At 56.4% G+C, this 440-nt stretch carries 1 rRNA gene; it reads right to left on the bottom strand.

What is annotated here, in order from left to right:
- A 23S ribosomal RNA gene (locus tag AC1DGW_RS16870) occupies window positions 1-440 on the bottom strand; the annotation flags it as partial.

The following is a 440-nucleotide window of genomic DNA, read 5'->3' as shown; positions in this document are numbered from 1 at the left end:
CGCCGTTTACTGGGGCTTAAATTCTCAGCTTCGCCTTGCGGCTAACCGGTCCTCTTAACCTTCCAGCACCGGGCAGGAGTCAGTCCGTATACATCGTCTTGCGACTTCGCACGGACCTGTGTTTTTAGTAAACAGTCGCTTCCCCCTGGTCTCTGCGGCCCCTGCACGCTCCGGACAGCAAGTGTCCATCACGATGGGGGCCCCCCTTCTCCCGAAGTTACGGGGGCATTTTGCCGAGTTCCTTAACCATAATTCTCTCGATCGCCTTAGTATTCTCTACCTGATCACCTGTGTCGGTTTGGGGTACGGGCGGCTAAAACCTCGCGTCGATGCTTTTCTCGGCAGCATAGGATCACCAAATCCCCCCATACGGGGGTCCCATCGGGTCTCAGGCATCATGAACGGCGGATTTGCCTACCGTTCGCCCTACATCCTTAGAC

It is taken from the genome of Stenotrophomonas sp. 05N423, from assembly GCF_056397145.1.
This window is presented reverse-complemented; position numbering and strand designations above follow the sequence as displayed.